General features: G+C 54.7%; 17 protein-coding genes. 7 read left to right on the plus strand and 10 right to left on the minus strand.

Annotated elements, in window-relative coordinates; translation table 11 throughout:
* Positions 1-36 precede the first annotated feature (36 nt).
* Together rho and VK738_01000 are read right to left on the minus strand one after the other, a co-directional pair.
* Complete coding sequence (rho, locus tag VK738_00995) at positions 37-1,287, minus strand: transcription termination factor Rho (protein ID HTD21208.1); 1,251 nt, start codon at positions 1,285-1,287, stop codon at positions 37-39.
* A gap of 157 nt (positions 1,288-1,444) precedes the next feature.
* Positions 1,445-1,675, minus strand: coding sequence for a hypothetical protein (locus VK738_01000; protein ID HTD21209.1), 231 nt, complete (start codon positions 1,673-1,675; stop codon positions 1,445-1,447).
* A 443-nt stretch (positions 1,676-2,118) separates the two neighbouring features.
* Here VK738_01000 and VK738_01005 point away from each other — a divergent pair, with 443 nt between their 5' ends.
* The 5 genes from VK738_01005 to cysN all read left to right on the plus strand — a co-directional run bounded on the left by VK738_01005 (position 2,119) and on the right by cysN (position 7,860).
* Complete coding sequence (locus tag VK738_01005; protein ID HTD21210.1) at positions 2,119-2,577, plus strand: DUF4440 domain-containing protein; 459 nt, start codon at positions 2,119-2,121, stop codon at positions 2,575-2,577.
* A 434-nt stretch (positions 2,578-3,011) separates the two neighbouring features.
* Positions 3,012-4,433 (plus strand): siroheme synthase CysG, encoded by a 1,422-nt coding sequence (cysG, locus tag VK738_01010; protein HTD21211.1) that lies wholly within the window; start codon positions 3,012-3,014, stop codon positions 4,431-4,433.
* A 7-nt stretch (positions 4,434-4,440) separates the two neighbouring features.
* A complete protein-coding gene (locus tag VK738_01015; GenBank protein ID HTD21212.1) occupies positions 4,441-5,124 on the plus strand; it encodes a phosphoadenylyl-sulfate reductase in 684 nt (227 codons plus the stop codon).
* Positions 5,125-5,296: 172 nt separating this feature from the next.
* Positions 5,297-6,202 (plus strand): sulfate adenylyltransferase subunit CysD, encoded by a 906-nt coding sequence (gene cysD, locus VK738_01020; GenBank protein ID HTD21213.1) that lies wholly within the window; start codon positions 5,297-5,299, stop codon positions 6,200-6,202.
* A complete protein-coding gene (gene cysN, locus VK738_01025; protein ID HTD21214.1) occupies positions 6,202-7,860 on the plus strand; it encodes a sulfate adenylyltransferase subunit CysN in 1,659 nt (552 codons plus the stop codon). Before cysD ends, cysN begins: the two co-directional genes overlap by 1 nt.
* 409 nt (positions 7,861-8,269) lie before the next feature.
* Here cysN and VK738_01030 read toward each other — a convergent pair whose 3' ends face one another.
* Positions 8,270-9,196 carry a TraB/GumN family protein gene (locus tag VK738_01030; protein ID HTD21215.1) on the minus strand — a complete coding sequence of 309 codons (927 nt, stop codon included), beginning with the start codon at positions 9,194-9,196 and terminating at the stop codon, positions 8,270-8,272.
* Between the two features lie 117 nt (positions 9,197-9,313).
* Complete coding sequence (locus VK738_01035; protein HTD21216.1) at positions 9,314-10,246, minus strand: TraB/GumN family protein; 933 nt, start codon at positions 10,244-10,246, stop codon at positions 9,314-9,316.
* 376 nt (positions 10,247-10,622) lie between these two features.
* On the opposite strand from VK738_01035, the gene VK738_01040 reads away from it, so the two are divergent.
* On the plus strand, positions 10,623-11,111 hold the full coding sequence (locus tag VK738_01040) for a hypothetical protein (protein ID HTD21217.1): 489 nt from the start codon (positions 10,623-10,625) through the stop codon (positions 11,109-11,111).
* Positions 11,112-11,870: 759 nt separating this feature from the next.
* Positions 11,871-12,563 (plus strand): hypothetical protein, encoded by a 693-nt coding sequence (locus VK738_01045; GenBank protein ID HTD21218.1) that lies wholly within the window; start codon positions 11,871-11,873, stop codon positions 12,561-12,563.
* Positions 12,564-12,660: 97 nt separating this feature from the next.
* On the opposite strand, the gene VK738_01050 is transcribed toward VK738_01045, so the two are convergent.
* The 6 genes from VK738_01050 to VK738_01075 all read right to left on the minus strand — a co-directional run bounded on the left by VK738_01050 (position 12,661) and on the right by VK738_01075 (position 25,990).
* Positions 12,661-14,724, minus strand: a complete 2,064-nt coding sequence (locus tag VK738_01050; protein HTD21219.1) for a hypothetical protein — start codon at positions 14,722-14,724, stop codon at positions 12,661-12,663.
* Positions 14,725-14,861: 137 nt separating this feature from the next.
* The gene (locus VK738_01055; GenBank protein ID HTD21220.1) at positions 14,862-18,860 is read right to left on the minus strand and encodes a carboxypeptidase regulatory-like domain-containing protein; all 3,999 of its coding nucleotides are present in this window, start codon (positions 18,858-18,860) and stop codon (positions 14,862-14,864) included.
* Positions 18,861-18,947: 87 nt separating this feature from the next.
* Positions 18,948-20,072 (minus strand): hypothetical protein, encoded by a 1,125-nt coding sequence (locus VK738_01060; protein ID HTD21221.1) that lies wholly within the window; start codon positions 20,070-20,072, stop codon positions 18,948-18,950.
* 161 nt (positions 20,073-20,233) lie between these two features.
* Positions 20,234-21,970, minus strand: coding sequence for a hypothetical protein (locus VK738_01065; GenBank protein HTD21222.1), 1,737 nt, complete (start codon positions 21,968-21,970; stop codon positions 20,234-20,236).
* Between the two features lie 483 nt (positions 21,971-22,453).
* Complete coding sequence (locus VK738_01070) at positions 22,454-23,920, minus strand: tail fiber domain-containing protein (protein ID HTD21223.1); 1,467 nt, start codon at positions 23,918-23,920, stop codon at positions 22,454-22,456.
* Between the two features lie 237 nt (positions 23,921-24,157).
* Complete coding sequence (locus VK738_01075) at positions 24,158-25,990, minus strand: hypothetical protein (GenBank protein ID HTD21224.1); 1,833 nt, start codon at positions 25,988-25,990, stop codon at positions 24,158-24,160.
* Position 25,991: the final 1 nt, after the last annotated feature.

Raw genomic sequence — 25,991 nt, forward strand, 5'->3', positions numbered from 1 at the left:
TGCGTTATCCGCATTGATCCGCGGTGGAAATCCCCTCTACAGCGAGTTCATGCTCGCCAAGAATTCACCGTTCGAACGGGTCTTGTTCAGTTTCTCGATGAGCAATTCCATAGCTTCCACGGGCGAGAGCGGATTGAGGACCCTGCGCAACACCCAAATCCGTTGCAGGTCTTCTTTGGAAATAATGAGCTCTTCCTTGCGTGTGCCTGAGCGTTGAATATCAATGGCCGGGAATACGCGCTTGTCGGAGAGTTTGCGGTCCAAAATGACTTCCATGTTGCCGGTGCCCTTGAACTCTTCAAAGATCACGTCATCCATGCGTGAACCGGTTTCAATCAGGGCGGTGGCGATGATAGTCAGCGATCCGCCCTCTTCGATGTTGCGGGCGGCGCCGAAGAAGCGCTTGGGGCGCTGCAGCGCGTTGGAGTCCACGCCGCCGGAGAGAACCTTACCCGAAGGCGGAACAATGGTGTTGTAGGCGCGGGCCAGGCGGGTGATCGAATCGAGTAGGATCACGACATCGCGTTTGTGCTCCACCAGGCGCTTGGCTTTTTCAATCACCATCTCAGCTACCTGCACGTGCCGGGCAGCCGGCTCGTCGAAGGTGGAGGATATGACCTCGCCCTTCACCGAGCGCTGCATGTCCGTGACTTCTTCCGGACGCTCGTCAATCAGCAGCACGATCAGCACAATCTCCGGGTGGTTGGCCGTAATGGAGTTGGCAATGTTCTGCAGGATCATGGTCTTGCCGGCGCGTGGAGGCGAAACAATGAGTCCACGTTGCCCCTTGCCGGCGGGCACAAGCAGGTCCATGACGCGGGCGGTGAAGTTGTCTTTCACCGTCTCCTGCTTGATGCGCTCCTGCGGATAGAGCGGCGTCAGGTTATCGAACAGGATCTTGTTGCGCGCCTCATCGGGCGATTCGAAATTGACCGCCTCGATCTTGACCAGGGCAAAATATTTTTCCCCTTCGTGCGGCGGCCTCACTTGGCCGCTGACGGTGTCGCCGGTCTTGAGGTCGAACTTGCGGATCTGCGAGGGAGAGACGTAGATATCGTCTGGACCGGGCAGATAGTTGTAGTCCGGCGAGCGCAGAAATCCGTAGCCATCGGGCAGAATTTCCAGCACGCCCTCGGCAAAAATGTGGCCTTCTTTTTCGCTCTGTGCCTGGAGGATCTTGAAGATGAGGTCTTGCTTGCGCATACCGCTGGCGCCGGGTAAATCGAGGGAGCGCGCGATACGGGTCAGCTCTGTAATATTTTTTTCTTTCAGTTCCGCTATTGTCATGTTCACCTACGGGGATTGTTTTTGATTTTCAATGAAGGGAGGTAAGGGTTCTTGGGTTTTACTTTATGGCGCCGCCCGTTCCGGGGAGTTAAATTTTAACCTGGATTGAAATGGTTCCCTGGGAACGGGCTAACGGCCTAATTTGCGTGAAGGAGTATTATGCAGCCTGTCGCTGTGATCGCGCAAGTTTATTTTGCAGCAAGCCGGAGACATTCATGACCCTCTCGGGAGAGCTGGCCTTGGAAAAACGTACCAGCACATCGTTCATGGTCTCCTGAATACGGCTGTTCGGCTTGTGAAACTTACGTGTCGCCTGGGCAGCCAGTTGACAGAGTGTATAACGGTTTCTTACCGGGCGCAGTGCGCCAAAAATCAGATCCGATCGCATTTATTCCTCTCCTATCTCTTAAACTAATTCGTTGTAATAAACTAAATTCGTTGTAAGCAGCTTTTTGTAAATTTTTGTTGCAATTTGTTTAATAATAAAGACGGCGGGACAAGTATGCGCGTGACTCCATTCCCGGCTTCCTTAAAATTTATGAAATTACCAGCAGAATAGATGCAAAACTCAGCTTGCAAGTTGCATTATCTTAAAAGACGCATTTTTAAAGACGGCATTTCTTAAAGACGCTTCAGTTCGCCAAAGGTTTGCAGGCAGATCCAAGCCTAGGTCAAAAAAAGCTACTGCTTGCTGCTAAGGTAATAATTACCAGGGGTCCAGTCAAGGTTTTTTTACTCGCGGAGCATGACTTGATGAGCACCTGTTAACTTAAGTTCTACAATTTCTATGACTTAGACGGATTTCGGCCCCCTTGTCAACGAAAGGAACTCATGAAAAAGCTCGCTTTTTTAGCCGTTTTACTGGTAACAAGCTCTGTACTGTTCGCCGCGGATAACAAGGCCAAAATCGAGGTCGAAAAGAAGGCTTTAATCCAGGCGGAGACCGATTTTGAGACCGCCCGCGCCCAAAGAGGACTGGAAGGCTGGCTCTCATTCTTTGCCGAAGATACGGCGAATATTATCCCCGGAAAGCCTATAACGTTCAGCAAAGCGGATATGCGCGAGCAACTGAACAAGACCTGGAACCCTGACATCACCTTGAAATGGCAGCCCGTCAAAGTGGATGTGGCCGCCTCTGGCGATCTAGCCTATACCATCGGTACCTGGCAACTCACCGGCAAAAACCGCAAAGGTGAAGCTATTTCCCTGACAGGCAAATACGTAACGGTATGGAAAAAACAGGCGGACGGCACCTGGAAAGTCGCAGCCGACATAGGAAATGAAGATTAACCGTCTGACTTGTTCATGGGATGAAACTATGAAAAGTTTGTATCCGGAGTGAAATCTGCGGCATCTCTAACTGGTGTGGGAAAAGGTGATTTCGGAATTGCCCACCCCCGCAGCACGGTTGCTAAACTCAAGGGTTTTCTAAACCATTGATAAACATTGGGAAATTCATTGACAAAGCCACCTGATGCTGTAAAAATTGGAACTTCATGTTAGGCACCTGCCAGATCGCTATGTGTTGTTGTCACGGCTGCAGCATTTGTTGCTGTGGTTGTACAAGCGCATCCCGTCTGGCGAGCCTGATGATCTGAACTAAATAGTTTTATAAATACCAGGATCAGAACCCACTCACCAGATACAGTGAGTGGGTTTTTACTTTTACGACAGAAATTCATGGGTAAAGCCATGAAAGAGACTAAGGCGCAGAAAGCATCAAGATGTCATTGTTTCCACTATTTTTGAAACTGCAAGGCCAACCGGTTCTCGTGATCGGTGGCGGTGAGATTGCCGAAGGCAAGATTGGCAGCCTTTTGCTCACCGGCGCGTCGGTGCACGTAGTTGCGCACGAGGCGACGCCCGCAATCCGTAGCTGGGCACAGGAAAAAAGAATCCAGTGGCATCAGCGCAACTTTGCGCACGAGGATGTTAAGGGCAAACAGTTGATCATTGCCGCCACTTCTTCGGCTGACGTCAATCATGCGGTGTATGGCGAAGCGCGCCACCACGGAGTGCTTTGCAATGTAGTAGATGATCCCGCTTACTGCGACTTTTATTTTCCAGCAGTGGTGCGGCGTGGCGATCTGCAGATCGCCATCTCGACCGGCGGCCAGAGTCCTGCTCTGGCGCAGCAACTGCGCCAGCACCTGGAAAATCAGTTCGGCCCGGAATATGCAGAGCTTGTCAGCGAGCTGGGGCAGCAGCGACGTTTGGTTTTGGCCACTCAGCCCGCCGGCGATGCACGCAAAAAACTTTTGCATGAACTGGCGCAACAGGGTCTTGAGTTGGCGTCCTCGGGAAATGAACAAACAACAGTCATCCGTGAAGAAAACCAAATAAGCAGCGGCCGCAAAAATGTTTATCTGGTGGGAGCTGGTCCCGGTGATCCGGAACTGCTGACCGTGAAGGCGCACAAGCTGCTGCGCTCTGCAGACGTGATTCTGCATGACGAACTGGTTTCAGAGGAGATTCTGCAACTGGCCCGTCCCGATGCCACTCTGATCAATGTGGGCAAGCGGCACGGCGAAAAACGGGTGACGCAAGAACAGATTCATACCTTGCTGCTTCATTTTGGCTCACAGAAATTGATTGTGGTGCGCTTGAAGGGCGGCGATCCACTGATCTTTGGGCGCGCTGCCGAAGAGATGCAGGCTCTGGAAGCCGCAGGCATTGACTTTGAAATTGTTCCAGGAATCACGGCCGCCTTAGCGGCGGCGGCAGCGGCGCAGGTTTCATTGACCGATCGCCGCACCGCCTCCACCGTGGTCTTTACTACCTCTCATCATTGCGCCGGGAAAGAGAATACCGACTGGCTCAAGATGGCGCGCCACGACGCAACCCTCGCCATCTATATGCCGGGTTCTGATTATGAAAGCCTCGCACAGGAGTTGGAGGCCGCCGGGTTTCCCGGAGAAACTCCGTGTCTGATCGTCTCCGGTGCTGCCACGCACGCGCAGCAAGCGCGCCGGACAACCCTCTCGCACCTGGCCGCTCTGTCTCCATTACCCGCGCCTTCGCTGGTGCTGGTAGGCGAGGCCCTGGCGCACAGGCGTCAGGAAACTAGCGCAGATTTAGAAGATATCTCTTCCGCTCAAGCCGTCGAAGCGGAGGAAGAAACATTTCGGGCCGAGTCGGGAGACTAATGACACCATGAACGAACATACCTTGTTGATTCAAGCCTTAGCGGAAGGTTGGAGCGCAGAAGAAGCGCTGGAGTGGGCCTCTGAAAAATTTCCCTACAACGACGTGGCTATCGCATCCAGCCTCGGTATGGAAGACATGGTATTGATCGACATGGCCTCGCGGCTGAAAAAGCCCATTCCTGTCTTCACGCTGGATACCGATTTCCTCTTTCCTGAAACTTACCAGCTTATCGAGACGGTGGAGAAGAAATACGGCCTGGTAGTAGAAAGACTGCGACCCGAGCTCACGCCTGAAGAGCAAGCACACGTGCATGGAGAAGCCCTTTGGGGCCGCCAGCCAGATCAGTGTTGCCACATCCGCAAAGTCGAGCCGCTGACAAAGAAGCTGTCTGGGCTGAGCGCCTGGGTCACGGGCATTCGGCGCAAACAATCCCCTTCCCGCGCTGGAACCCGCAAGGTGGAGTGGGATGCAAAGTTCAACCTGATCAAAGTCAATCCTTTGGCGGAGTGGAGCACGCGCGATGTGTGGGAATATCTGCAAAAACACAATGTTCCCTACAATCCGCTGCATGACAAGAACTATCCCAGCATTGGCTGCACGCATTGCACTCGTCCTATTCAGCCGGGCCAGCCTGAGCGGGCGGGCCGCTGGAGTGGATTCACAAAAACAGAATGCGGACTGCATGGTTAGAGGAGGCAAAACGATGACAATCATTAAACCCATACTCGAATTTGGCTTGCTCAATGCAATCGTGCTCGTCTCCGGCCTGCTGGTTCTGGTGGCCGCCGCCGTTGCCGAGTGGCGCATGCCGCAGCAATAAGTGAAATGCAGTAACACGTAAAATCAGGATCGAAGGGAATCAATGCAATACAACCTCAGTTATCTGCGCACGCTGGAAGCCGAGAGCATCCACATTATGCGCGAGGTCGCCTCTGAGTTTCAGCGGCCGGTGATGCTGTACTCCATCGGCAAGGATTCCTCCGTGATGCTGCGGCTGGCGCAAAAAGCCTTTCATCCCGAACCCATTCCCTTCCCGCTGCTGCACATTGATACCAGCTACAAATTCAAGGAGATGATTGAATTCCGCGATGCCCAGGCGCAAAAGCTCGGAGTGAAGCTGATTGTACACACCAACCAGCGCGCACTCGATGAAGGCGCAACTCCCTTCCGTCTGGGGACGCAGCGCTGTTGCGAGTTGCTGAAGACCACCGCCCTGCTCGATGCCCTTCGTGCCGGTGGCTTCGACGCTGCATTTGGCGGGGCACGGCGTGACGAAGAACGCTCCCGTGCCAAAGAAAGGGTTTATTCCTTCCGCGATGAGAACGGACAGTGGGAGCCCAGAAGCCAGCGTCCTGAGTTGTGGAATCTGTTTAACAGCCGGGTAAAGCCGGGTGAGAGCATCCGCGTCTTCCCCTTGTCGAACTGGACTGAACTCGATATCTGGCTCTATATCCACTTGGAAAAAATTCCCGTCGTGCCGTTGTACTTCGCAAAGGAGCGCGAGATGCTGGTGCGCGGTGCCTCGCTGGTTCCGGTCGAGCAGCCTTTTATTCCGCGTCTGGCGAACGAGCATCCCCAGTTTGTGCGCTGCCGCATGAGGTCGCTGGGTTGCAGTCCCTGCACCGGCGCCATACGTTCGGAAGCTGATACCGTGCCGAAAATCATGGAAGAGCTGGTTTCGTTCCGCCGCTCCGAGCGCGAGAACCGCGCCATTGATCATGACCTGGATGGCTCGATGGAAATCAAAAAACGGGCAGGATACTTTTGATGCCCACCCTACCTTTACAAGAAACCGACCTCACCACGCTCGAGAGTTTTTTTCAGCAGGAGCTGGATAAAGACCTGCTGCGCCTGGTGACCGCGGGAAGTGTAGATGACGGCAAATCTACCTTGATTGGCAGGCTTCTGTACGACTCGCAGAGCGTTTATGAGGACCAGTTGCATGCCGTCCATCGCGCCTCGCAAACCCGCAACAACGGAAACCTCGATCTCTCGTTGCTGACCGACGGGCTGCGCGCAGAACGCGAGCAAGGCATCACCATTGATGTCGCCTATCGTTACTTCACCACGCACAAGCGGAAGTTCATTCTTGCCGATACCCCCGGACACGTGCAGTACACGCGCAACATGGCCACCGGCGCCTCGAACGCAGACCTGGCCATCGTTCTGCTCGATGCCCGCCGCGGCATTCAGGAACAATCGCGCCGCCACGCTTACATCGCTTCCCTGCTTGGGATCACACACCTGGTGGTTGCGGTCAACAAAATGGACCAGGTTTCTTACAAAGAAGATGTATTCCAGCAAATCCAGCGCGAGTTCTCTGAATTTCTCGATCAACTTTCATTCCACGAGATTTATTGGCTCCCCATGAGCGCGTTGGAGGGCGACAACGTGGTTGAGCGCGGCCAAAACATGCCCTGGTTCGACGGCCGGCCCTTGCTCGAATATCTCGAGAACGTTAAGGTTCCCAGTGCAAAGACCAGATCGCCATTCCGCTTTGCAGTGCAGCGTGTGGTGAGGCCTCATCAGGATTTTCGCGGCTACAGCGGAGAAATTTCTTCCGGCGTAATCCATGTGGGCAGCCCGGTCAAAGTGCTTCCCGCCGGCCCCGTGACCATCGTAAAAAGCATCCACACGTATGAGGGCGAGCAGAACTTCGCCTTCGCGCCCATGTCGGTCACGCTTAGCCTGCAGGATGAAATTGATATCAGCCGAGGCGATCTTATCTGCTCGGCAGAGGCGCCACCGCTGGTTTCGCGCTCTTTCGTCGCCACCGTGATTTGGTTCGATGAGCGTCCGCTTCAGCTCTCACGTAAATACCTGCTGAAGCACATGACTCAATTTACCCGGGCTGAAGTTAAAGCCCTGCAACATCGAGTCAACATCCAGAGCTTTTCTCCGGAACCGTGCGAAAGCCTGAAGATGAACGAAATCGGTGTGGCCGAGATCGAAGCCTCGCAGGAAATTTTCTTTGATCCGTATCGCGAAAACCGCTATGCGGGAAGCGCGATCTTGATTGATCCCGAGACCAACTTCACCGTGGGCGCGCTCATTATGCTGGGAGCCTCCGGCAAACAGCAAATTGCGCATCCTACGCAGGAGAAAGGCAAGTGGGCCCCTCTCACCGCCGACGAGCGTGTCTCCCGCTTCGGACACCGGCCTGCAGTGCTAGCCCTGGCGGGCAGGGAGAAGCTGGTTCAGCACCTGGAGCGCAGGCTCTTTGAGCAGGGCGCGCAGGTTGCGATCTTAAAGCGTTGGAACGAAGATGCCGCCGCTGTTCTGCGAGAAGCGGGAGTCATTGTCCTCGCGCTGGATGCCGCCGCCAAAGCGACAGTCTCTCTGCCGCCTTTGCCCCAGGAAGATGAACAGGCGGTGGACAAGGTTCTCGATGTATTGCTGGCCGCAAATGTTCTGCTGCGGATTTAGTTTTTGAATGATTGAGTGTCGGGTCATTATATTGGTCGCTGCATTGGTGATGTCCCAATCCAAGCCTAATGTGATGCAAGGCCAATCCCCCAACCCCTGTCATCCTGAGCGGAGTCCGCGCGACGTAGGAGCGCGGACGGAGTCGAAGGACCCCGATAATTTATCGCTCACCATGCAGCGTCAAGGCATTCCCACGAGTACGTTCACATCTTCCCGATGCTGACCGAAGCAGTGCATGCCATCAGCTGCAGTTGGATTTGACTGAATGAATTCCAGCTATAGGAAATCATTAATGCAACTGTCAATAGCCTCTAGCTGTTTCTGAGTTTGCAGTCAGCACTTTGAATTCAGTCCCAGAGATGGGCTCAACGCGGCTCAAATCGTAAATCGTAATTCGTAAATCGAAAACTCACGGCGTTACCCGCTCAACTTTATACTTCTTGTCCTGTAGAATCTTGACCACGCCTTTATCCCCGATAAGGTGTCCGGAGCCGACCACCACAAAACATTGCTCCTTGCCCTTCAGGTAATCTTCCACCCGTTCGGCCATGCGAACATTACGGTCTTCAATCAATCTCTTATAAAACGTTCTAGGCTCAAATTGTGTCTCGAGCATAGTTCGCATTTTGCCGTCATCCCCGGCAACGTAGGCTGCCAGTACGTTCTGCGTCCACTCCTTCACCGAATTCACGTCTTTGAGGGACGAAGCCAAAAACTGCTCCTGTTCCTGCTCCGAGGAAGAAGAAAAGATTGAAATCTGGAAGTCGGCCGTCTCCAGCTCATCAATGCGCTGCGCCGCGCTAACTTCATTCAGAAAGTGCTCGTCAACTCCCAGGTGGAAGTCCTCGCCCGCCTGTTGGAAGGCGATAACTGCGCTGGTCAGGGCCGCAAGCCAGGGCTTAAGGTTTTCTAATGTCTCCCGTGGTACGCCGTGTTTGTTGCAGAAATCGTCCAAAGCATCGGAGGTCGGCTTGGAGATGTGTTTGGAAAGCGAGTCCCCCTCGCCATAGACTCCCAGCTCTTGGGTCAGTTTGTCGCTCTTGGCAGAATCAATATTCTTGACATTGACCTCCACCACCAAAACTTTGGAGGCCGCGAAAGCCGATTCCATGGCGTCCGGCAAGGGATAGAGTTCGGGAGTGGCCACGTGCACAGACCCAACCAGGTACACAGTCGTAGTCGGGGAGGTGACCTTCCACATGAGGAAGCGCCGCGAGCCGGCTTGCGCTGGCTTTGCTCCGCCCGTTGCTGCACCCTGAGCGTGCGCCTGGCACGCCACCAAAGCCATCAACAATGTGAAAAGACAAACTGATTTCCTGCGGAGCTTTTGCAGCATGTGGGTTTTCATAGGCACTGGGGTATTCCAACAAATTATAGACGTTCGTAGCGCATGGCTGTATGCTTCGAAAAATGTGCTTCTTGCGGAAAAACTCTTGATGGATATGAAGACGTCTCAGGGTATGACCCGTTCCACGTGATAGTTCCTGGCTTCAAGCAGCTTAACCACACCTTGATTGCCCACCAGGTGCCCGGCGCCGACCACAACGAAGCACTGCTCTTTTCCCTTGAGGTAATTCTCAACGTGCTCCGCCATACGGAGGTTGCGATCTTCGATTAGTTTCTTATAAAACGACTTCGGCTCAGATTCCTGTTGCAACATCTCTTCAATTTTTCCGGTATCTCCGGCGATGTAGGCCTCCTGCAGCTTCTGGATAGACTCCTTGCTGTTTTCCGCCTGCTTAAGTGTGGAAGCTAATAATTCCTGCTGCTCCTGCTCGGAAGCGGAAGCGAAAACCGACAACTGGAATTCGACGCTTTCCAGCTCTTCAATGCGCTGTGGCGGTTTTACCTCGTCCAGAAAGTGCAGATCAATCCCCAGCTTGTGGGTTTCTTCACCTTGCTCGACCGAGAGGGCGGTTACGGTCATTGCCACAAGCCATGGCTTGAACAACTCCATCGCCTCCCGCGGCATACCATTCTTACTGCAAAACTCGTCCAAAGCGTCGGAAGTCTGCTTGGAGATGTGTTTGGAAAGCGAATCACCGTCCTCATACATTCCTTGTCCTTGTGCGAGTTCGAGAGTACTGGATGAATCGACATTCTTAATGTTGATCTCTACTGCCAGCACTTTCGAGGCAGCGAACGCGGATTCCATCGCCGCAGGCAGTGGATACAAGTCAGGCGTGCCCACGTGAACCGACCCCAACAGGTATACGGTCGTGGTTGAGGATGTGACCTTCCACATGAGGAAACGTCGCGGGCTCGATTGTTCGGTGGCTGGATTCGCGGCTGCGAGGGCATATCCCTGGCACGCCACCAAAGCCATCAGGAACGTGAAGAAACGAACCGACTTCCTGCGAAACCATTCCAGCATGTGCGTTTTCATAGAGGTGTAAGTGCTCACACAAATTATAGACGTTCTGCGCGCAGGCCAGTTTCGCCGTAAGCGATTTGCTATGGCTTGTTAAGTCTTGCCGTATCTCGTTCTTGCCCATGCCCCAGCGCCGTTAGGCGCGGCATGAGTTAGTCCAGCCGTGGAAGCGCTGGGTAAGAGTAGAGAAACAAGGCAAGCCCTGGAAGGGCGGCACATTGAATCCACGTGAATCCGCTAGCTTTTCTTTGTGTCCTTTGTGTGTATCCTTCGTGCCCTTTGTGGTTAAGTTTTTTATCCCCCTGCCGCTCTATGTCGTCCTTTGCCGTCGAACGCCTCAGCAGCAAACCAACCCCAGCATGGCATACTGCCGCCGTAGGAGAAGAACATCATGCATAAGCTCATTTTCTGTCTGCTACTGGCGATTGCTCCTGTAGCTTTCAGCCAGGAAAGTTCCACAGTGCAGCCGTCATCCCCACCTGCCACGTCCTCGACTTCTTCACCTCCATCTCCTGCACCTCTATCCAAGAAAGACCTGATGGCGAGAGACAAGATTTTTTTCGTAACTTCCGACACGTTTTATGTCAAGAAAGAGGAACTTGAGAAAGGATTGTTGAATCGCGAAGAATTTGAAAAGTGGGGCCTTCTGGTTACGCACAATCAGCGTGATGCCGACGCAATTCTTTACGTGAGGCGCGCGGCCTTTCAAAACAATTTTCCTTATACCGTTACCGATCGCCAAACCGGAATTGTCATCATGGGCGGAGAGGTCAATTCATTGTTCGGCACGGTGCCGGGCAAGATTGCCGGGGACATCGTGAACAAGTTAAGGCCCATCTACGAACCCAAACCCAATACCGCTAAACCCTCGACGCCATAGCCGAAGCATCCTCCAGGTTTCTACGCCGAGTGGTCCCATTGTGGTATCAAACTCTTAACTCCTGAGAAAACGCAGGTTATCATTGTCCCTGGAAGTGTATCCAGCATCCCAGGATGCAGAGCTAAGATTAGAAAAAAGCCCTATAAGTTCTTTGAAAATTTAAGCCGGATGCGGATCGTAATGTCCGCTTAACAGCCTCTCAGGTCACGGCTCCGCCTCGTTCAGTGTTTACGGATATATAACCAATTCGCTTATATCCAACACAAGCTGCTGGTCGTTGAATCCCCTCTGTAAAAAATTGAAAGTCAAAGAGTTAGAGCTGCGGACACTATTTGAGCAAGTGGAGTGGGGGCGCCTGGTTTTATAAGGGGCCGAAGATAACTAGAAGATAACTAAAGGGCGAAGGACTCCTTCTACCCAAAACGTCCCTTGTCGAGTGTCGTGTACTGAAATCGCCTCCCCTTGCCAGCAAGGGGAGGGGGGCGCCTGAAATTCCAGTCGCGTCCATTCGCGGCGAGCTTTCTGGGAACTGTTTCCCTACGCTCTGGTGGGTTAGCATTTACGGATACGATTTTGCTTGTCAGTTCACCAAGCTAATAAGGATAATTCTGGCCTCGGCCGGAGGTTCCCCCTGACCAGACCGACCAAATCGAAACTTTTTGCATTTGATCTCCGCACTACCACGTCTATCTTCATTGCCTTGTTCGGCTTACTATGGTTGCTGATAGAGCGGAACGTACTTATCGCAATCGACACTGCATGGGTATTTACTTTGCTGATTTTTGCTTATATGGCGTGTTGCGTCCTGGTCATACGGAACCGGAGAAAAAAACGATGAAACCCAGGCTGCTTGCGCGTAGCGTTCTTATCATGTTGCTGATGTTTTCGCCCGTCGGGACACAGGCACAGGAGCCTTCAGCTTTGAAGGCATTTCCGAATACGATGGCCGGTTTTATAAAGGCATGCCTTGACCTCAATGGATTAAAAACGCAATTCATCCATAAACTTGCCAAAGATCAAATACTCGACGTGCTCCATGGAGTGCATTCCGATCTGGAATCGCTGCGGTCTGAGAAACTGCGGCTGAAGAAGAGAATTCAACAACACGAAATTCAACAGTCTGAAATCAATAGCGAGATCACAAATATCGAGGTGACGGTGCGCCAGCTTGAATCTAAATTGGTCAGATTTGGGAATGAAATTGAAGTGGTATCAAGCCCGGAGGCCTCCCGCTTTCGGTCCGACGCCGATGACTATCTCAACTCCAAGATGGACGATCTGGAACATCTCCGCCAGTTTAACAATCCACAAAACCCGCAAGATACGGTCCAGGCATTAAATCGCATTGATGCTTCCCTGACTGAGCTGGAGCAGGCAAGCAAGGCTACAGAGTGCATCATCAAGTTAGTGCAGGATAATAAGCGGTGTAAAGATTCTACTTTCAAGCCATAAGACACTTACCTGGAATACTCCTTTCAATTTCGCTGCAAAACAAAAAAGCCCTCGCTGATGCGAGGGCTTCGGTTTGCAACAATTTCTGAAGCTGTTTCTAATACGGAGCGGTGAAGACGGCATTCTGCATAGTAATGTAGAGGTTCCCGTTCACAGAAGGATCAGCGGCAATTCCATGAACAATACTCAGACGGCCCGGCAACGGGCCACCAGGATTTCCGGTTGGCACGGTTGGGGTGCCAATGATCGTGACCACCACGCCTGCAGGTGAAATCCTGCGGATGGTGTAATTGTTGACATCGGCGACATAGATGTTGCCGGAAGGATCTACGGCCACAGCACCGGGGTTATTGAACCTTGCTGCACCGCCTGTACCATCGGTGCTGCCGCGCAGACCAGCGGCACCTGCCAGGGTACTCACCACCCCTGCAGGCGTGGTGATCTTGCGTATCGTGTGGTTGCCGCTATCGCCGACATAAAGGTTCCCGGAGGCATCTATGGCCAGGCCCGTGGGGAAGTTGAAATGAGCCGGGCTGTCACCTTTGCCGGGCGCACCAGCAACTCCCGCCAGCGTGCTCACTACACCCGCAGGCGTGATCATACGAATGGTGTCATTGTTGGTATCGGTGACGTAGACGTTTCCTGAACTATCCACGGCGATGCCTTGCGGTCCGTCGAAGAGAGCGCCGGGGCTGTCATTGCTGCCATTCGTGCCAGGAGTGCCAGCCAGGATGGTCAGCACGCCTGCTGGTGTGATCTCGTCTATCGTGTCATTGTTGGTGTCGGCTACGTAGACGTTTCCTGCGGTGTCCACGGCCACACTATACGGTCCGTTGAACTGCGCGGGCAGACCGGTGCTGTTGTCTATCAGGGTGGTCACTACGGCAGCAGGTATAGTCGCTTTGCGGACGATGTTGTTGTTGGTATCCGCCACAAAAAGGTTCTGCGCAGTATCCACGGCCAGGCCACGAGGTAAGCTGAAACTCGCAGAGGCACCTGTGCCATCTGAATTTCCAGGAACGGATGGCACACCTGCAAAAACAGACAGAGTGCCGGCCAGAACTCGCACCTGGGCGGTGGCGCTCTTTCCGTCAACATTGGTCACCGTAAGTGTGAAGGTGGTGCTGGCACTTAGATTCCCCGAAGGTAGCGGAGTTCCGCTGACGATCGTCCCAACACCGTGGTCAACCGTTGCGGTTCCGCCACCCGCTCCCGGGTCGAAGACTGCCGTGAGCATGACGCTGCCATTCGGACCAACGCTGGGACGGTCTGAGCTGAAGCTGGTGATCGTCGGTACAACAAGCACCGAGAATGTGACCGTAGTCTGAGCTGTAGCCGTGGCCGTAAACGAACCTACGGTATTGTTGGCCGTGAGTGTGTATGTGGTCGTAGTGGTGGGACTCACGCTTACGCTGGGTTTCGTAGTGACATCGCCAATTCCGTTGTCAATACTCAGGCTCGTTGCCCCGCTTACAGCCCAGCTCAGAGTGCTGCTCTGTCCGTTGCTGATTGTCGAAGGAGTAGCAGCGAAATTCGTGATGACGGGCGTGGGCACCACGGTGACGGTCACCAAGGCAATGACAGCCGCAGTAGAAGGACCATTCCCCGTGGCGTTAGTGGCTACAAGCTGATAGGTCGTGGTCGCCGAAGGGCTGACCGTGACGCTATTGGTGCCGGTGACATCTCCAACGCCGTTGTTGATGGTGAGGCCCGTAGCTCCAGTTACTGACCAGCTCAAGGTGGTGCTCTGCCGGTCGCTGATGACCGGAGGGTTGGCGGTGAAACTGTTGATGACTGGTTTGTCTACCACGGTCACCGATATTGTGGCGGTAGTGCTCTTCCCAGCCTGGTTGGTAGCTGTGAGAGTGTAGGTAGTCGTCGCCGTGGGAGTGACTGCGACAGAGGTGGAACTCAAGGGCACAGTATTGGAGCCTGTAAGCGTTCCGTTTCCGTAGCTGATGTTCATGCTCGTCACCCCACTCACAGACCAGCTCAAGACGCTGCTCTGCCCGCTGGTAATGGTTGCAGGAGTAGCAGTGAAACTCGCGATGCTGGGGTCCTGCATGAGACTACTTCCGGTGGGGTTTCCGGCTGTTCCACAGCCCAGGCTCATGGCCAGCAGCAACGCTGAAAAAACAGCGCATACCGCTCGAGTGATCAAAAAAGGTAGACTGCGAACCGGTCTGGCCGGAAGAGAACATGAATTCATGACGGATCTGGATTTCATTAATTGCTCCGGGGGAAAAGTATGTGGCTCAGGGTGTCGCTGACTGCGCGAAATCGTAGGGATACTGTCAATTAGAACTGTAGCTTCAAACCAAATTGCAGCGTACGAGGACGGTGGGCCTCCACTGGATGAAGAAATCCGTTACCAGCAAGGCAGCCGGGCGCGCCGGCGGAGAAGGTCGTTGTGTCGTAGCAACTAATTGTGTTGCTTGCGGTATTACCCTTGATCGGGTCGTAAGTGATGAACTGCGTCTGGTTGAAGATGTTGAAGGCCTCGGCCCGGAACTGCAATGTGCGCTGCTCGCCGCCGATGTTGAAGTTCTTGAGCAGGGACATGTCGAAGTTGGTACGGCCCGGGTTGTTCAGAAAGTTGCGGCCGGCATTGCCCTGGGTCAGGCCTCGGGGAGCTACAAACATGCAGGGGTTGGCCAGCAGCGGACCGACGGTCCCCTTACTGCTGTTCGCGGTGTTGCAGTTAGAGCCGCTCGCGAGGTCGGGATACGAATCAGCACCCAAACCGAGAGCAAAGCCAGCGTTGTCGAGCTGCGAAATGCCCGTGCTGCTGGCCCCGTTGACAACGCTGAATGGCGTACCCGACTGGTAAGTAGTAATGCCTTGGACTGCCCAGCCGTCTAGCAGAGTACGAGTCAGCTTCGACGGACCACCGTACGGTGGCAGATCCGGAGCGGAGGGGCAGTCCTGGCAGTGCGCGTAAGACCGCAGATGTTCTACCAATCGCAGCATCGGCAATTGGTAGAGATAAGTGATGTTCAGCAGATGGCGCTGATCAAAGTCGGAGCTGGCGCGGTTCGCAGCCAGGTCGAAGGCATCAACGAAGTTGGATTCGAAACGATCGGAGGCTGAATCCAGCGAGTGCCCGTAGGTATAGGAGATGCCCAGATCCAACGGTCCGTGGTTGTGGCGCAGGGTGAACTGCATGGAATGATAAACGGAGCTGGCAACGTTTTCGATCGCGGTGATACCGCCAATGCCCTGATACGGACGCAGCAAATTGAGGGAGAAATTGATGCTGTTGAATCCGGGCGGGGCCGGAGTGCCATCACAGGCGGCGATCAAAGCCAGTACGGCGATGGGATTGTCTTTGTAGTAGAGCTTGGAACCGTTGGAGAGCGTGAAAAAGCCCAAGGGGTCGTAAGGATTGCTAAGAGGAATTTGATTGGAAGCACAGAGATGGCTGGTGAGGGGCTCGCCTGGGCCGAAGGGATTATTTGCGTCAGAAACCGGTCTAAGTTGATTGCGTTGCATGGCGACCGCCAGATGGGTTCCCTTGCTGCCCACGTAAGAGACGGTTATCGCTGTGTCTTTAGCGATTTCCTGTTGCACGCCAAAACTCCATTGCTGCACGTATGGCCACACTGTCTTGGCCGGGATGGAAATCACATTCAGTGGATACGCATAGGGGACCTCAGCCTTAGGATTGCCAGTGTAATACCCTATCTGCTGATAACTTAGAGGGTTGTCTTCCTGCATGCTCAGAACCTGCGGCGGGTTCCCCATCAGCGATCCTGCGTTGGCCTCGCTGCCCGTGCCGTGTTCAAAGAACACACCGTAACCGCCACGGATGGAGATCTTTCCCTGGCCAGTGGGGTCCCAGGCGAAGCCGATACGCGGAGCTGGATTGAAGACATGCGAGCTTTGGCAACTGGCGGGAACGCCGTTCTTGCCGCATGCCACCAGACCGTTGGTCATGACCGCATTGAGATTATTAACATCGAGAGGAAGAGGAGACGGTGCAAGGGGATTTGTGACGTTCTTTAAATATCCATGCTGGTAGTCAACGACGAGGTTGGCTTTGGCCATCAATGTAGGGTCGTAAGCGCTGGCTTGCCAGTTATACAAGGCGCCGCCTTCGGGCTGCCAGTTGCCGAACAGGCTGACCCTCATGCCCAAATTGACAACCAGACGGGGGGTGACATGCCAGTCGTCTTGCACGTAGGGCTCAATGATCCAGTAGCGGACCCTGTAGCTGCTTTGGGCGCTATCCTGCTGGTAAGACAGAATCTGGCCTCCTGACGGCAAGAGCGTAGCCGAGCCAAAGTTGTAAAGAAAGTCTGCAAAGGCATTATCGCTGGTGTGAATGCTGCCAATGTTTTTAAAGGTCAGCACTCCCTGCGTGTCGCCGCTATTGGCCCCGTTGGCCGCGTTGATCTCATGGCGCCGGGCCTTGATGTACTGCACTCCGACTTGCAGGGTGTGTTTGCCGATGACCTTGTTGATACTGTCGAGAAACTCTATCGTGCCGCGCCGGTGAGACCAGGGCATGTAGGCAGTATCCACGGTAAGCCCGGTCCCGCCATAAATGGCATTGTTTCCGCCGATGACAATCGCAGGAAGCTTCCCTCCAAATCCGTTGTTAAACAGACGTCCCATGGGGAACTGCAGGGCATCAAGCGGCGAACGGTCCAAGGAAACACCGGCGCCGGGCTGATCGGCAAGATTGATGTTCTGCACAGTGATGCCGAAGGAAAATGTATTCAGGAAGGTCGGAGAAATCATCGTGGTCACATGTACAGACCCACTCGTACCGGGACCGATGAAGCGATTGAGCACGGAGGGAAAGCTGTTGGGCTGATTTTCCCATTGCGGGACGGCGGTGGAGGTCTCCCAGTGGTCGTGTATGCCGGTCAAAGACAGCTGGGTTTTGGAGCCGAAGTTGTGATCAATTCGCAGCAGATCTTCCCGCCAGGAGGTGCTGGGTGAAACTGCCGTGACATAGCAATGCTGCTGATTGTCATCAGGGTTTGCCTTGAAGTTACAACCCACGGCCGAATTCGCTCGCGGGACCAGGCCGGCTTTCAGAAGCGTTGAGGCAACCGGATCAATGAGAAACCGGTTATCTGTAAAAGTTCGCCGCTGGTTTGAAGTCCCCTGCGAAGGACAGTCGGGAAATTTTGAGCGATCAAAATCCACAGTTTCGCCAGCGTTCACAATAGCAGGACACACGTCGCTGAAATCGGCAACGCTGCTGTAGCTCTGGGTCACAGGGTTCCAGCCACGCTCGGCATCGGAAGGAACCGCCTGGTTGAATTCGTAGGGGCTCTTCTCCTGGCGAAATTCTTCGGAGACAAAGAAGAACGTCTTGTTCTTATTGGTGTTGTACACATGCGGGATGAAAAGAGGCCCACCTACTGTGAAGCCATAATCATTTCTGCGGTACAGTGGGGCCTTGCCGGGCGCATCGAAATAATTGCGCGAGTTGAATGCCTCGTTGCGCAGAAACTCATAGGCGTTTCCATGAAACCGCGGACCGCCAGACTTGGGGGTAACCAGGGTTGTACCAGAGGCGCTGCGTCCGTATTCCGCGCCGTAATTAGAGGTCAGGACCTTCAATTCCTGGATGGCATCCAAACTGGGGTAGACAAGCAGGGTGCTATGCCCGTGGCTGGCGGCAATATCAGTGTTCAACACATCGGTGCCATCCACACTGAAAGTGTTGTATTCGGTGCGGCCGCCATTGACACTGTATTTGGCGCTCCCTACTACACCCACCTTGGCTTCATCCTGCCCGGTCTGGTTGCTCACCCCAGGAGCTAGAGCGATCAAGGTTGAGAAGTTGCGACCGTTCAAGGCAATCGACACGATTTGCTTCTGAGTCAGCGTACCCGAGACCTCGGCGTTCTCGGTTTCCACCTGCGTGGCCCGCTGACCTTCGACGTTCACCTCGGTCGAGCTACCGGCGGCCTGCAGCGGGGCGTCAAGAGAGACACTTTCCCCAGAGGTCATGTTAAGCCCTTCGGTCTTGAACTCCGCGAAGCCCTTGGCTGTGACCGAGACGTTGTACTGGCCGGGAGCTAATCCGGTAATCCGGTACTTACCTTCGCCGTTTGTGACAGCGGTCTTGGATTCGCCGGCGGCGTTCCGCACGGTTACAGTGGCCCCTACCACTACCGCGCCGGAGGCGTCAGTAACAGTCCCTTCCAAAGCGGTCGTGCCGCTCGAGACGGCAGCGGTTGCCGTTTCGTTCTGGGAACTCGGACTGGAGGCGTTCTGTGCCTGACACAAGGTGGCAAGCAGGACGAATATGAGCAATGCAATTGAAATGTTTCGCATTAGTTTCCTTTTTTGGGAGGTTATCTTCTGGACATTGCGATGGCTGGAATCCGGACACTACTGAGTGCGTTTCGTTAAGCCCAATCTCTACTGGGCGGGCTTGGTTCGCGCCGCTGCTTCCTTGGATTCGGGCTTGGTATCTTTTTGGGACTGGAGTTCGGTGGCAATCCACACGAACAGGTTGCCGTCGGCAACCGCGCTGTGGAACTGCAGCATATTGTGATACTCGATGACCTTTGCCGTCGAAGGCGCGGCGGCCTTAAGCTTGCCTACAGCGTCGGTGGGCTCACCATTTGGCTCCACGAACTGGATGCGGATGCTGCGGGATTTCAGTTCCGGCAGAAAGCGAACCGGTTCCAGGGGCTCCAACTGTTTGAGAAAATCTGGCTTCAAATAATCTGCACGAGCCTCCTTCTGTAGTACGTCGGTCTTGGCCAGCCAGTCGGGCCAGTCTCCCCAAGGATCAAGCAGGTCGAGCGCCTTGAGGCGGGGGTCTGCGGCAGCAGCGAGAATGGCAATGGCGCCGCCGGAGCCTTGTCCGAAGATGCCAACCCGGCTTATATCAAGGTCGCCCCTGGAATCAAGATAGTTCAGGACCATTTGTACGTCATGCACGGTCGAGGCCAGCGCTTCAGGAAGCTCGCTGACGAACCACTGCCTGGGTGGGTGATGTTCAGCGCGGTGTCCGGTAAACGCCGACACAAAACCTATGGCCGCGGCACCGTTCTGGGTCACACGCTGGCAATAGCCGTCATTCTTGAAGCGGTCAGTCTCGCTGGGGAAACCATAGAGATAGAGCACGACCGGCGGATTCTTCACGCCAATCGGGCGAATCACGTATAAATCAATAGGATCGTTCGGCCGCCAGCGCACCTGCCACAGCTCCCGAATAAATGTCTTGGTGTGTTCTCTGCTGCCTAGCAGAGGTGGCTCGGCATGCAAGTCACTGCCTACCAAGGATAGAGACGAGAAATCCTCTTTCGCGCGAAGCACGGTCACTTCACCCGAGGGTGTCACTCCAAGCCGCGTCCCGGTTGGCAGGTCGATCTGAGGCGTCGGTTCCATGGACTCCGCAGGCGTGACTGGAGGCGCCGATTGTGCGGGTGTGGATCCCGCGGGCTTTTGCTCCTGGCTGCCAGCAAGAAATACCGAGAGAAATGGCAACAATACAACCGCGATATAAATCCTGTAAGACAGAAGGCGAATCAACAAAAGTTCTCCTTGAGTAATGAAATGCAGGGCTGATTCACGAATTCTTTCGAGGAACCAGTTCTAAACTCTGACTCACACATGGACCGAAGCAAGAATGCAGCTTGCCCCCAACCTTCGGGAGCAAGCTGCTTTTCGTTTAGCGGTTCAAGGTAACGTTGCGACTACTGCTTCAGGCTGACCTGCTGGTTCCCGCCGGTGTCGGCGATGAAATCCTGCTCAGACTGAATGGTCAGAACCGCACCACCCATATCGCCGCCGGTCTCAGGTACGCCCGCCTTGAAGCCGTTGTTCGGGCCGAAGGCGATGCCGTTGTCGCGCACGGCCTGACCGTAGTGCGAACGGAATACCTGCATCAAAGGCGCAGGCACCAGGTCAGTGAAGATGCCGGTAGACGGATTGGAAGCCGCCTGGGCATAGCTGACCATCGCCGCAGCGATGCTGGTCGAATCGGAAGCATCGTACATCAACCGATAGTAGCTCCAGACGGGATAAGTGCCGTTGACGATGTTGGGGAAGCTCAGGAGCGGGCAGCTCGGTGAGCAGGCTGGAGGGATACCAATGCCATTGGGATTATCGCTGGCGGCGGCGTAGAGCGGTTCGATGCCGTCAACCGAAAGGTATTTGATGTTAGCTTTGCCTGCAAAGGTGCTGAAACCCCAGAAAGCATAGCCGAGGCCATCCGCATTGTTGTTCACCGCGGTCACGCACTCGCCGGTGCCGACGCAACGGCCACGGGTAGCGTGGTGAGCAAGCGAATCAACGTTGGGATAGATGTGCCACAGTGGGTTGCCGCTTTCCACGGTGCAGGGTTTAACGGTGCAAGAGGTATCGGCGGGATTGATATTGGTGTCCTGTCCGTTGACAAAGCCAGGGGAAAAATACAATTCACCGGCAAGCTCCTGGGAGGCTGGAACGTTCCACTCCATGGTGTTGTAGGTGCCGGAAAGAGGCTCACGGATGTAGGTGTGGAGTGCGAAATCGCTAAGAGTGTTGTCTCTGGAAGCAAACAGGTCGCGGGTGCGGCTGAGATTCCCAGTGAGGGCCTTGGCGAGCATGAAGCGGTTGATGTTCTTGAGATTGGGATCGCCGAGGTGGCCAGCGGTACTCAGCGACTTGTTAACGATGACCATAACCGGGGCGGCGCCGGTGGAGAGTTCGACATAGTGGCGAACCGCGCCGAGAGTGATGGGATCAACGTCGCCCGGGTCAATCGCAAAATCAACCGGGTTGGCCTTTGCGCCGCTTTGCGAGCTCTGGATCGAGGTGCCGATAGGAGACGGACCGTAACCCTGGCCGGTGATGCTGCGGCCTGGGGCTTGGGCGCCGTAGGCGCTCTGAACGCGCATGCTGGCGAACTTGGCGTCTTCGGGCCGGATGTCGGTCGCGGCGGCGTTAAACGTCGCGCCGTTCGCGAATGACTGGATCTGGGCAGGAAGAGGTTCACCGGCGCCGAGTAGCGGAACGATATTGGCATCGGCCACGCCGACCAGGCTGGCGGGCAGCACCAGCGTGCCACTGGCCTGGTAGCCACGGACGCCTACGATAGAGTCGGTGGCAAGATAGAAGCAAACAGAGCCACCCGGGTTACCGGCGGCGGCGGCATCGTTCCAGACAATCCAGATATTGCCGTCTTCATTCACAATGCTGCTACCGGCGCGGGTATCGGAGAGGCTGATGTGGACGGTGCTGCTGCTCTTTTGGGTCCAGTGGTGAGTACCGCACAGAGGTCCGCCGGCAAAGATGGTAGCGCCGGCGGCGAGACCGAAGGTGTTGAACTGCGCGGATGAGCCCAGGGCATAGAACGTCAGCGCCGGGGGAGTTACCGCTTGGGCTTGGTTGACGAACAGCAGTGCCGCTGCAAGCGACAAAGCCGCAAGATATGATTTCAGGTTCTTCATTTCGCAAACTCCTTGGAGGTGCTGGCTATGTTGTGCCAGACCGGGTTGCGGGTGGATAATACAGAACGGATGTGTGCATCTGTTCTGCGCCTCTAGAAATCCAAATGCGCTGGCCATCCGACTAAAGAGAGCTAGTGCGCATGGATGGTGGTGGTGGTTATGGGCGAATGTGCACATCCGCCCGCTTCTTACTCAAAGCCTGCATTGGGTGCCGCACTTGAATATAGGCGGTAGACAACTCTCCTACATTAACGTGCGTTAAAATGACCGTTAATTTTTCTTGAGCGACATGCTCTGTCATCGCTCCCTTTAAGAAATCGAGACTAACTGAACTCGTCATGGGAGAACCTAGAGGCCCATTAGGACAGAATTTCGCGTCCAGTGAAAGCACCCGTGAATGTCTTCCAGGCTGTGATGGCCTTCCGGGCCAGTGACAGCCGTGCCTTCGCTCTGTAAAGAAGCACCGCCACATGCCATCACGGTTTACTGATGAATTGCTGCTAACTGAGCGCTCACTGTGCGAACGATCTCATTGGCTCGACGCATTGTCTTGAGCCTGGCCCGGACCTCGGCGACTTGAGAGGCGAGTTGGGCGATCTGCACCTGCTGCGCCCTAATCTGCTGCTGTTGTTGGTTGATCAGAACCTGTTGTTCTTTCGTCGCCTCGATGAGCAGGGCCGTAAGGCGGCCGTAATCCACGCCTGCGGCCTGCTTGCCGTCGCTGGCCCAACTGACGACCTCGGGAACAACTTCGCCGACCTCTTCTGCAATAACACCAACCTCGTGTTTGCCGCTGGTGGTGAGATCGTAGGAGACACCACGGAGCTGCTGAACCTTAGCCAGCGCACCATGAAGTGTGTGAATGTTGGTCTTCCAGCGGCGCGAGCTGTATGTGTCCCATCCATCGCTGATGGCGTGGCCGGCGCCCTGGGCGATGGTGAAGACGTTCGCCGGCATTGTGGTACCGATGCCGACGTTGACCGCGTTCACTCCGGTCCCGCCAAGCACCAAAGAGTTGCTCTGCGACACGAGAGCATTGGCTCCAACCGCCGTGGAGTTGAACAACTGGGTCGGAGTCCCTGACCCGGCCTGGTAGCCTATCCAGGTATTATTGTTGCCAGAGACATTCTGGTTCTCCGGTATTGCGGTGTATCCGGCCTGGTAGCCGATCGCAACGTTATTGCTGCCCGTCGTCATGAGGGCAACAGACTCGAAACCAACAGAGACGTTATTACTGCCAGTCGTGACACCGCAGAAGCTCCCTTGGCCGAGGGCGGTGTTGTAACTGCCTGAATAGCCTACAGCACCGCTGATTGTTATGCAGTTGCCACCCCACATCGCATCCTGGCCGAGCGACGTATTGAAGCTTCCAGTGCTGTCTTCGTTCTGAGAATCCATACCGACCGCCGTATTATAGTTACCCATGCTGTGCAGCAGCGTAAGCTGACCGACTGCAGTATTATCGTTCCCGCTGACATCCATCTGCAGTGCTTGCTTACCCACTGCTGTGTTCCCGACTCCTGTCGTGATATATGCTCCGGCCAGGCTCCCCACCGCCGTATTGAAGCTGCCCGTGGTAACAGAGACCAATGCGTCCTCGCCTACGGCGGTATCGTCGGTCGCACTGGTGAGGGCATTGAGCGCCGCATGGCCGACGGCAGTATCGCTGTTGCCGGAAATACTGGCAGGATCCATGGTAGCCGTGCCAACCGCTAAGTTGCCCGTCCCGGCCACACTGAGTGGTACATTGGTGATCTTCGACCAATCAAGTGTCAACAACCAGACTGGGTTGAGGTAGGTTTGAGTGGAATCCACCGCATTCGTAACTTGGGCTGCGGTGTAGTCTCCTGCGATGGCAGAGACAGCACCGGTTCTGCCAAACACACTGGTAACCTGGGCGTGGCACAATGAAGCAACAAAAACGAGTAGACCCACAAACACCCTTCGCATGCCTGCGCTCCTTGTGAATTGACAACTGGATGGAACTTGGAGGATCCGGTGTTCAAACCGATCCCGATGAAACGGGCCGCCAAAGGAGAGCTATTCGCTCTCTCATCTTCGACTTCTTTAGCTATTGGATATCCGGGTGATCAGGGCTGAAAGTACAGTTACGGCGAACAATCAAGATTTCGAAGTGAGACGGGGCAAAAAATGGCACCCAGCCCCGACATTCAATCTGAAAATGCTCTAATGCAAGCGGCTTTTGTTCGCTATCGTCTCCGTACCGTTCGCAATCATCTCCGCATTTTCTGCAATTACGAAATATAGTGCGATACCGTAAGTCTGTTTGCCCGGCACGCCGATGATCTCATAGGGGGTCCCGTCATAGAAGTAGTACCGATCCCGGAATCGCCGGGCATCGGGGCTCGGGTCAAGGGCCAGTCTCACCAACGCCTGTTCAATGACCGCAAGGTCTGGATTGGCAAAGGCAAGCAGGCCCCACGCCATGATGCTTCCTGGGGTCAAACAGCGACGGTTGGGATTGTGCATGTCGCAATACGCTGACGGGGGATATCCGAACTCGGGACTGATGGAGCCAACTCGGTTCCAGCCGTCACTCCCGTCAAAATAATTGTGAAACAGAGGACGAGAGAGGTCGCCATTAAACACCCGATAGGCGTACTGGTTCGCAACAAGATGCAGATCACGGTACTGGGGAAATTCCGAGCCTGTCGCCTTACGGTTTTCGTAGAGTGCACGCAAAAAGACGGGAAGGCGAGAGGCATGACTGATATCCCAACTTGCATTTTTCTGAACGCGTTTTTCGGCCAGGGTGGGAAACTTCTCCCCGGTGACAGCGCTATAGTCGTATTCGGAATGCGCGGTATAGTCGCCGTTGAAGTAGCAGACGCTGCCAACCTGCTCTCCCTTGAAGTTTTTTGTCTCGGGGTAGTTGGTCCGCTTGCTCTGAAAGAAGCGGATACCCGTCTGTAAAGCCAAGTGCAACATCGCAACTTGATTGGCATCGAGGAAAACAAGCGCGGGATCGTTAGCGTGTGCACCAAGCATCTCAGCGGCGGAGGCGAGCAGCCAAAGATCTATGTCAGCCATTGCCGTGTCCCATGGGGCTTCACCTTTGAGACCGCGCATGGCAAGATTCCACAGCTCGATGCGCGCCACGGGCGGGCCACCACCGAGCGCCGGAAGGCGCTGCTCGACCAGGTAACGATTCAATTGATCTATAACGATGAACTTTGTGTACTCGGTAGCGAAGGTCCTCATCGCCTGAGTCCGCTTTCCGTCGGGCAACAGTGATATCAGCCGCAACAGTTTCGCTGCCGGATAAAGCCACTGCACGTTGTAAAGTTCTACGTCACCCGTCTTATCCTGAAATGGCACCGCAAAAGTGCGGTCAGAGGGATTGACGCCCGCCATTCGCTCCCGAGTCAGAGGCAAAATGTCTGGTCTTTTCAAGAGAGTGCCCATTGTTTCGGTGCGCGTCAACATCAGCAGGTAATACTGGGCGACATCATCCATAGTCTGTAAATCGTCGCAGGCGTGGGCGGAATCTACCCCAGGAAGCAAGTACAGCTCCGCGTAATACATGGATTGCCCGTTCAGGTGGCTATTAGGAATAATTCCCCACCGGTGGCCGCTCTCATCCCATCGGACCCCGGAAAAAGCCACACCCGTCATCAGGCGGCCGGTTTCCTCCCAAGTATGTCGCAGGGTTTTGCAGTTCGCCTCTGGCTCGGTGAATGTGCCGAACACCAAACGGAAATCTTGAACAGAAGGCCCACCGTCAAGACGCACGTGGTAGTTGATGCCCGGTATCAGCCCCACGTCATTTGCATGAAACTCCGACTTGGAACCGCTGAAGCTGCGGGTCACAACTGGGGTCTGGAATCCAGATGCGTCATCAATTTCCAATTTGTGATGGCCAGATTTGGGTATGCTGACTTGAATGAGGTCTGTACCTTTTTGTTGGACGATCTGAAAATCAGACGTAGCCCATAACGGGAATACGTAGACCGCCAGCGTTATTGCAGCCAGCAGATATTTTGTAGGGTTGCCTGCCATA

Source organism: Terriglobales bacterium, from assembly GCA_035487355.1.
Classification (GTDB): domain Bacteria; phylum Acidobacteriota; class Terriglobia; order Terriglobales; family Acidobacteriaceae; genus QIAW01.

What these genes read in the sequence shown, in the direction of transcription:
- VK738_01055 (HTD21220.1), bottom strand. Translation starts at nt 18,860, where the DNA reads ATGCGAAACATTTCAATTGCATTGCTCATATTCGTCCTGCTTGCCACC.
- VK738_01005 (HTD21210.1), top strand. Translation starts at nt 2,119, where the DNA reads ATGAAAAAGCTCGCTTTTTTAGCCGTTTTACTGGTAACAAGCTCTGTA.
- cysG (HTD21211.1), top strand. Translation starts at nt 3,012, where the DNA reads ATGTCATTGTTTCCACTATTTTTGAAACTGCAAGGCCAACCGGTTCTC.
- cysD (HTD21213.1), top strand. Translation starts at nt 5,297, where the DNA reads ATGCAATACAACCTCAGTTATCTGCGCACGCTGGAAGCCGAGAGCATC.
- VK738_01030 (HTD21215.1), bottom strand. Translation starts at nt 9,196, where the DNA reads ATGCTGCAAAAGCTCCGCAGGAAATCAGTTTGTCTTTTCACATTGTTG.
- cysN (HTD21214.1), top strand. Translation starts at nt 6,202, where the DNA reads ATGCCCACCCTACCTTTACAAGAAACCGACCTCACCACGCTCGAGAGT.
- VK738_01065 (HTD21222.1), bottom strand. Translation starts at nt 21,970, where the DNA reads ATGAAGAACCTGAAATCATATCTTGCGGCTTTGTCGCTTGCAGCGGCA.
- VK738_01075 (HTD21224.1), bottom strand. Translation starts at nt 25,990, where the DNA reads ATGGCAGGCAACCCTACAAAATATCTGCTGGCTGCAATAACGCTGGCG.
- VK738_01045 (HTD21218.1), top strand. Translation starts at nt 11,871, where the DNA reads ATGGGTATTTACTTTGCTGATTTTTGCTTATATGGCGTGTTGCGTCCT.
- VK738_01040 (HTD21217.1), top strand. Translation starts at nt 10,623, where the DNA reads ATGCATAAGCTCATTTTCTGTCTGCTACTGGCGATTGCTCCTGTAGCT.
- VK738_01000 (HTD21209.1), bottom strand. Translation starts at nt 1,675, where the DNA reads ATGCGATCGGATCTGATTTTTGGCGCACTGCGCCCGGTAAGAAACCGT.
- VK738_01070 (HTD21223.1), bottom strand. Translation starts at nt 23,920, where the DNA reads ATGCGAAGGGTGTTTGTGGGTCTACTCGTTTTTGTTGCTTCATTGTGC.
- rho (HTD21208.1), bottom strand. Translation starts at nt 1,287, where the DNA reads ATGACAATAGCGGAACTGAAAGAAAAAAATATTACAGAGCTGACCCGT.
- VK738_01035 (HTD21216.1), bottom strand. Translation starts at nt 10,246, where the DNA reads ATGAAAACGCACATGCTGGAATGGTTTCGCAGGAAGTCGGTTCGTTTC.
- VK738_01015 (HTD21212.1), top strand. Translation starts at nt 4,441, where the DNA reads ATGAACGAACATACCTTGTTGATTCAAGCCTTAGCGGAAGGTTGGAGC.